Here is a 4,166-nt window from a genome sequence, read left to right on the forward strand (position 1 = left end):
CGCTGCCACCGAGAGCGGCTCCGTCGCCACCGGCCGTGGACCCGCCCGACACCGGGCCACCGACCGCCGGGGCGGTCGCCACCGGGTCGACGGTCGCGGTCGGCGCGGCGCCGGCGGTACGCGCGAGCAGGCCGGCCAGCAGCTCGTCACCCATCAGCGAGATCGGCGGAGCGCCCATGGTCACCACCACGTCACCCGGGCGGGCCCGCCGGACCACCTCGACCGGGGCGTCCTCCCAGGAGTCGACGAAGACCTTCCGCTCGGCGGGCAACGCCACCGCCTCGATCAGCGCCGCCGAGCCCTCGCCGGGCTGGCGCAGCTCGCCCGGCCCGAACACCTCCAGCAGCACCACCTCGTCGGCCATGGCCAGCGCCTCGGCGATCTCCGCCTGGGAGTCGCGGGTGCGGTAGAGCCGGTACGGCTGGAAGACCACGATCAGCCGCCCCTCCCCGGCCACCTCCCGCAGCGTCTGCATCGCCAGCGTCATCGAGGTCGGGTGGTAGGCGTACTCGTCGTAGACCAGCACGCCGTCCGCCACACCCTTGCGCTCGAAGCGCCGCCGCACGCCGGGGAAGACCGCCAGCGCGGCCTCCGCCGCCGTCACTGGCAGGTCCAGCAGGTACGCGGCCAGCACGGCGGACGCGCTGTTCAACCCCATGTGCCGCCCCGGCACCGGCAGCCGGAACTCGCCCAGCGACCGGCCGTCGATCGCGGCCAGGTAGCGCACCCCCCGCGCCGACGAGACGATCTCGGTCAGCCGCAGGTCGGCGTCGGCCGCCTCGCCGTACGTGTGCACCCGCCGACCCTCGGCGCGCAGGGTCTCCGCCAGCCGCCGCCCTCCCGGGTCGTCGGCGCAGGTGATGATGAACCCGTCCGGGTCGGTGAGCCGGGCGAACTCGACGAACGCCGCCTCCAGCGTCGCGTAGTCGCCGTAGGTGTTCAGGTGGTCCGCCTCGACGTTCGTGATGATCGAGACGTACGGGCGGTAGATGAGGAACGACCGGTCGCTCTCGTCCGCCTCGACCACGAAGTACTCGCCGGTGCCGTGGTGCGCGCCCGACCCGACCTCGGAAATCTCCCCGCCGATAACGAAGGACGGGTCGACCCCGGCCTGCTGGAGCACCATCGTCACCATCGACGTGGTGGTGGTCTTGCCGTGGGTGCCGGCGACCGCCACCGCCCGACGGCCGGTCATCGCCGCCGCGAGCGCCTCCGAGCGGTGCAGCACCCGCAGACCCCGCTGGCGCGCCTCGACCATCTCCAGGTGGTCCTGCGGGATCGCCGAGGAGTAGACGACCGTGTCCACACCGTCGAGGTTGGTCGCCTCGTGGCTCATGTGGATCGTCCCGCCGAGCGCCCGCAGGCCGGCCAGCGACGGCCACTCGCGCAGCTCGCTGCCGGAGACCGGGATGCCCCGGGTGAGGAAGAGCCGGGCGAGCCCGCTCATGCCGACCCCGCCCACCCCGATGAGGTGGATGGTGCCCAGGTCCTCGGCGGTGAGCGTGCCGGCCGGGGTGAACTGCGCTGTCATCGGACCACCGCCTGGATGACGAACGAGCGCAGGGCCTCGTCACCGTCGCGCCGCCCGTACGCCGCCGCCGCCGCGCCCATCGCGTACAGCCGCTGCGGGTCACGGATCAGCGGGATCACCGTGCGCTCCAGCCAGTCGGGGGTCAGCTCCGCGTCGTCGACCAGCACCCCGCCGCCGGCCTCCACCACGGGCAGCGCGTTGCGCTTCTGCTCCTGGTTGCTGTGCGGGTACGGCACGTAGATCGTGGGCAGCCCGATCGCGGCGACCTCGGCGCAGGTCATCGCACCGCCCCGGGCCAGCATCAGGTCGGCGGCGGCGTAGCCCAGCTCCATCTCCGACAGGTACGGCAGCGTCACGTACGGCACCGGCAGGTCGGTGGGGATCGGCACCGGCTCGTTGCGGGCGCCCATCACGTGCAGCACCTGCACGCCGTTGCGGGCCAGCTCCTTGGCGGCGCCGGAGACGGCCAGGTTGATCGAGCGGGCGCCCGACGATCCTCCGGCCACGAAGAGCACCGGCAGGTCCGGGCGGAGCCCGAAGTGGGCGCGGGCGGCGTTGCGCAGCGCGTACCGGTCCAGCGCGGCGATGCTGCGGCGCAGCGGCACACCGACCACGGTGGCGTCGCGCAGCGACTCGGCCTGGCTCGGCTGGTGCGGGAAGCCGACCGCGACGTTCTTGGTGAACTTCATGCCCAGCCGGTTGGCCACCCCCGGCGGCACGTTCACCTCGTGGATCACCATGGGCAGCTCCCGACGCCAGGCCGCCAGGTAGGCCGGCACCGAGACGTACCCCCCGAAGCCGACCACCGCGTCGGCCTGCACCTCGTCGATCACCTTGCCCGCCGCGCGGGCCGCGGTCCACATCCGGCCCGGGGTGCGGACCAGGTTCATGTTCACCGATCGGGGCAGCTGGTACGCCGGGATCTGCCGCAGGTCGTAGCCGTGCGGCGGGATCAGCTCGTTCTCCATGCCCTTGGGTGTGCCGAGGCAGGTGATCCGGACGCCGGGGTCGTGTCGGCGCAGGCAGTCGGCGAAGGCGAGCAACGGGTAGATGTGACCCCCGGTGCCACCTCCCGCGAGCACCACCGAACGCAGCGGACCCATCAGCGTCTCCTCTCGCTCGCCGAACCCGCGGGACTCCGGCCCTGCCGGGTGCCGCGCGGTACGGCTTGGTCGTCGTGCCGCCGCTCGCGGGACCGGGGCACGGACCCTCGGCCAGCCGGCGGCGTCGCCGGCCGGCGACGCCGGCCGGGAAGCGGCGGCAACGGGGCCCAGAGTAGTCGGACCCACCGGGCCGGCGGACGGGCATGCAGTGCTCTGGCCGCATCGGGTTCGGCGCGCGCGAAGGACGCCAGCATCCCGATCGCCGCCAGCGTCACGACCAGGGCACTTCCGCCGTCGGAGATGAACGGCAGCGGCAGGCCGGTGATCGGGAGCAGCCCGACCACCCCGCCGATATTGATCACGGCCTGGGTGGCGAGCCAGGTGGTCACCGCGGCGGCGGCGAGCCGCCGGAACGGGTCGTCGACCCGCCGGGCGATCCGCAACCCGGTGTACGCGAGCACCGCGAAGAGGGCGAGCACCACCGCGCACCCGATCACGCCCAGCTCCTCGGCGATGATCGCGAAGATGAAGTCGTTGTGCGCCTCGGGCAGCCAGTCCCACTTGAGGCTGCTCTTGCCCAGCCCGACGCCGAACCAGCCGCCGTGCTCGATGGCCAGCCGGCCCTGGTAGAGCTGGAGGCAGTCGCCGAGCTTGCACGCCTCCGGGTCCGGAGGGTTGATGAACGACATCAGCCGGGCGAGTCGGTAGTTGTCCTCGCCCTGCTCGCCGGAGCCGGCGCCCAGCGAGGCCACCGCGATGAGCAGGCCGATCCCGGCCAGCCCGGCCACCGACAGGACGCCGAAGACCCGCATCCGGACCCCGGCGGCCCAGAGCAGGCCGACCACGAGGGCCAGCAGGCAGAGCATGGTGCCCACGTCGTTGTAGCCGACCAGGACGAACAGCAGCCCGATCACCGGGAAGAGCGGGGTGGCCAGCTCCCGCCACCAGCCCAGCGCGGCGCCCTTGCGGGCGATCAGGTGTGCGCCCCAGAGCACCAGCGCGAACTTGGCCAGCTCGGAGGGCTGGACCTGGATTCCACCGATGAACAGCCAGAGCAGCCGCGCCTCGATCGGCCCGACCCGCGCCGAGTCCTGGTCGGTCAGGCGGGCGTACGCGAGCAGCAGGTTGAGCACCAGCAGCAACCCCACCGAGGTGAACAGCAACGGGCGGCCCAACGCCCGGTACGTGCTGGCGGGCAGCCGCTGGCAGGCCCAGAAGGCGCCGATGCCGATCACCGCGAAGATCGCCTGCTTGGTCGCCGAGGCGGACGCGTCACCGTCCTCGGCGAAGTCGCGAACGCTGGTCGCCGAGAAGACCATGGTCAGCCCGATCAGCAGCAGCAGGCCGGCGCTGGACAGCAGCAGATAGTAGGAGGCCAGCGGCCGGTCCAGCAGGCCGCGCAGCGCGGCCAGGCCACCGGCCGCGTCCAGACCGCGCAGCGGCGCGACAGCCGTCGGCTCCGGTTCCCGCGACGGCGGTCGCGCCGCTGCGCGGTCTGGCCGCGGCCGGTGGCCTGGCCGCGCTGCGCGGCC

3 protein-coding genes are annotated in these 4,166 nt (G+C 73.4%); all 3 read right to left on the reverse strand.

Annotated features, from left to right (window positions below):
• Window positions 1-1,531: UDP-N-acetylmuramate--L-alanine ligase (gene murC, locus DKT68_RS00630; RefSeq protein WP_236646651.1), on the reverse strand; the 1,531-nt coding region annotated here is incomplete at its 3' end.
• Complete coding sequence (gene murG / locus DKT68_RS00635; RefSeq protein ID WP_109815492.1) at window positions 1,528-2,634, reverse strand: undecaprenyldiphospho-muramoylpentapeptide beta-N-acetylglucosaminyltransferase; 1,107 nt, start codon at window positions 2,632-2,634, stop codon at window positions 1,528-1,530. The genes murG and murC, both read right to left, overlap by 4 nt.
• On the reverse strand, window positions 2,634-4,166 hold a 1,533-nt coding region (locus DKT68_RS00640), incomplete at its 5' end, for an FtsW/RodA/SpoVE family cell cycle protein (RefSeq protein ID WP_407940677.1). The genes murG and DKT68_RS00640, both read right to left, overlap by 1 nt.

Source organism: Micromonospora acroterricola, assembly GCF_003172955.1.
GTDB lineage: Bacteria > Actinomycetota > Actinomycetes > Mycobacteriales > Micromonosporaceae > Micromonospora > Micromonospora acroterricola.